The organism is Protofrankia sp. CiP1_Cm_nod3, from assembly GCF_982290655.1.
The window spans coordinates 1-3,177 of record NZ_CEVIVD010000030.1 but is presented as its reverse complement, the minus strand read 5'-3'; the positions used below and the strand labels follow the sequence as shown (position 1 = coordinate 3,177).

General features: G+C 73.2%; 3 protein-coding genes. 2 read left to right on the top strand and 1 reads right to left on the bottom strand.

Annotated elements, in window-relative coordinates:
• On the bottom strand, nucleotides 1-686 hold a 686-nt coding region (locus AC5LUJ_RS08440; RefSeq protein ID WP_493464743.1), incomplete at its 3' end, for a sacsin N-terminal ATP-binding-like domain-containing protein.
• 197 nt (nucleotides 687-883) lie between these two features.
• On the opposite strand from AC5LUJ_RS08440, the gene AC5LUJ_RS08435 reads away from it, so the two are divergent.
• The gene (locus AC5LUJ_RS08435; RefSeq protein ID WP_250289618.1) at nucleotides 884-1,906 is read left to right on the top strand and encodes a sterol carrier family protein; all 1,023 of its coding nucleotides are present in this window, start codon (nucleotides 884-886) and stop codon (nucleotides 1,904-1,906) included.
• A 464-nt stretch (nucleotides 1,907-2,370) separates the two neighbouring features.
• A partial coding sequence (locus AC5LUJ_RS08430; RefSeq protein ID WP_493464742.1) for an amidophosphoribosyltransferase occupies nucleotides 2,371-3,177 on the top strand: 807 nt, incomplete at its 3' end.

Below are 3,177 nucleotides of genomic sequence, written 5' to 3'. Positions count from 1 at the left end.
AGCTCGGCATCGAGGGCCGGCACCCCGAGCCCGCCTACCGCGTCGATCGTTTCCCGCTTCGACCAGCGGACGCCGAAGCCGCCGCCCGGCGCGCCGGCGGCGTCCCCGGCGTCCCATGTCGCGCTCGACTGTGGCGCGGCGGTCGAGCGCGACACGATCGACGGGGTGTCGCTGACGGCCAGGACCGCGGCGAAGCCGACGCCGAAGCGGCCGAGGGCCGCGGTGTCGCGTTTGGCCGAGGCACGCAGCGTCGAGAGCGACTCGACCCCCGGCGCGGACAGCGCCGCTCCGGTGTTGGCGATCTCCAGCATGCCGCCGCTTCGGCTGCGGTGCTCGCCACCGCCCGGGCCGTGACCGCCCGGGCCGTGACTGTCGGGGCCGTAGCTGCCGGAGGCATGGCCACCGGGGGTGTCGCCGCTGGTCAGCGTTATGAGGACGCGACAGTCGGCCCCGGCGGCCTGGGCCGCGTCCACGGCGTTCTGGAGCAGTTCCACGACGAGGCGGTCGTGGTAGGCGCCGCGGGCGGCGTCCTCCTCGGCGTTCGCGTCCTCGCGGAAGCGGGCGGGGGAGGCGGCCCAGGCGTCCAGCACCCGGCGGCGGATGGCGGCCGTCCCGAACAGGTCGCCCGGGGTCACGCCGCCGGCGCTCGCGTCCACGATCACGTTCCCGTACGGCTGTGCGTCCATCGGCCCATCCTCCTCTCCGACGGCCCGGGCCAGCGTCCCGGGAGCAAAAAGATCAACGATCGCGTCGCGGCCCGGTCACCAGCCGATGACCGGCCACCGGCGCGTCGGCCGACGACCAGGCCGGTGGCCGCCAGTCGATGGCCGGCTTGCCGATGTGCCGGAATCGGCTTGCCGATGTGCCGGCCGATAATCGGACGGTGGCATCCGCGGCTCGTCGTGATGATCCGAAGCTGGTGCCGGCGCTGATCAGCCAGTGGCAGCGGATCGCGGACCAGGTGGACGCGTCCGCCGGCCTGGCGTTCACGCGGCCGAGCAGGCTGCCCGGCCGCAGCGTCGCGGATGTCGTCGGGCACCTGGCCAGGTCCATCGCCGCGCTCGCGGACGCGGCCGTGTCCGCGCCGCCGCCCGCCACCGCGCCGACGCTGTCCACCTCCGCCTACCTCGCGGGCTGTCCTGCCGGCCCTCCCTCTGCCGGTGGCCTCCTTGCTGGTGGCCCCCTTGCCGACGCCGGCCATCCCCCTGCCGGCCGGCAGTCACCGGCCGCCGGCATCGACGCCCCCGGGCCGGACAGCCCCGCCGGTTCCGCGGCTGGCGCCCGCTCGCGGCTGCGGGAGCGCATCGCCGCCGCGGTGGCCGCTGTCGACGGCGCCGACATCGGGCGTCTGGTCACTGTCACGACCGCCACCGGTGAGGGCCTGCCTGCCACCGGTGAGAGCCTGACTACCGGTGACGGGTATATGACTAATAGTGACGAATTTCTGACTACTGGTGACGGGGGCCTGGCCGTCGGTACCGTCGACGGGGGCCCGGCCGGCGGCACCGGCGGCGGGGCGGGCACCGGCGGGACCGGGATACGTCTCGGGGATCTGCTGCTCGCCGAGGTGGTGGCGGGTGTCGTGCACGGCCTGGATATCGGGGTCGAGCCGGCCCGGGACGCGCTGCGGCTCGCCGTGAAGGCGTGCGCCGGCGAGCTCGTGGCCCGCGCTCCCGGGCGTTCGGTGGAGGTCCGGGTGCCCCCTTTCGCCGCGGTGCAGGCCGTCGAAGGCCCGCGGCACACCCGGGGCACCCCGCCGAACGTGGTGGAGGCTGGGGCGGTCGCCTTCGTCGAGCTTGCGGCAGGCCGGCTGAGCTGGGCGGACGCGACCGCGGACGGCCGGGTCCGAGCCGGCGGCGCCCGTGCCGATCTTCGTCCGTACCTCCCACTGCTGCGGGTCGCCTGACCGGAACCACCCAACTGGGATCATCCGGCCTGCCGGACGGGCGCGTACGGGAGCGCCGGTCAGCTAACCATGCGTATCCCCCCGAACGGTGACCCGTTTCGATGGACGCCGGCCGTCGGAGAAGATCGGCGCAAGTTTGTCGTTGTGTACGCTTTTACGGACAAAAAGCGTACACAACGACAAACTTTCCTGGATCATGGTCTGTGCGGGTGGTCGTGAATGGGATCCGCGCTACTTGACCGGCGCTCTAGATGATCGTGCCGGGACGTCCGCTGCCTCCTGGTCGGTGGGATGATCGCCGTCCCGGCGGGAAGGTGGCCGGGCTGGTTCTGCCGGCGGAAACGTCAAATATGCCTGTGATGTCCGCTCCCGCCCGCATGAGTTGTAGATCGACGGGTGTAGGCCCGGGTCCGCACTGCTAGCGTGGACGCCGGACCAGTACCAATGACGTCCAAGGAGCTGTGTTGCGCGACGTCGGTGACTGTTCGACCTGCCCACCTGCCTGTTCGGCGGAAGGCCCCGGGTCCGCCCGCGTTCCGCGGGCTGTGACGGCGCGTGGTCCCGGCGCATCGGGTGCGGGAGCTGGCGGTTCCGGCGCGGGATGCTGTGTTCCCGATCACTTTCCCGACTGCTCCGATGATCCCGGTCCGCGGGACGCCTGCGGGGTCTTCGGGGTGTGGGCGCCGGACGAGGACGTGGCGAAACTCACCTACTACGGGCTGTACGCGTTGCAGCACCGGGGGCAGGAGGCGGCGGGCATCGCCGTCGCCGACGGCCGGGCCGTCCTCGTCTTCAAGGAGCTGGGGCTGGTCGCCCAGGTCTTCGACGAGGTGACGCTGGCCAGCCTGTCCGGCCACGTGGCCGTCGGGCACACCCGCTACTCGACGACCGGGTCGTCGACCTGGGAGAACGCCCAGCCGTCCTACCGGTCGTCGCGGCGTGGAGGCGTCGCACTCGGTCACAACGGGAACCTGACCAACACCGTCGAGCTCGCCGCCGGCCTCGTCGACACCGGCGAGGACCGGATCCGGGCGACCACCGACTCCGATCTGATCACGGCCATGCTGGCCGCCCATCCGGGGCCGACGCTGCGGGACGCGGCCATGGCCGTGCTGCCCCGGCTGGCCGGCGCGTTCTCGCTGGTCTTCTGCGACACCTCGACCCTGTACGCGGCCCGGGACACGCACGGGGTGCACCCGCTGGTCCTCGGCCGGCTCGGCGGGGGTGGCGGGGGTGGCGGGGACGCCCCGGCGGCCGGCTGGGTCGTGGCG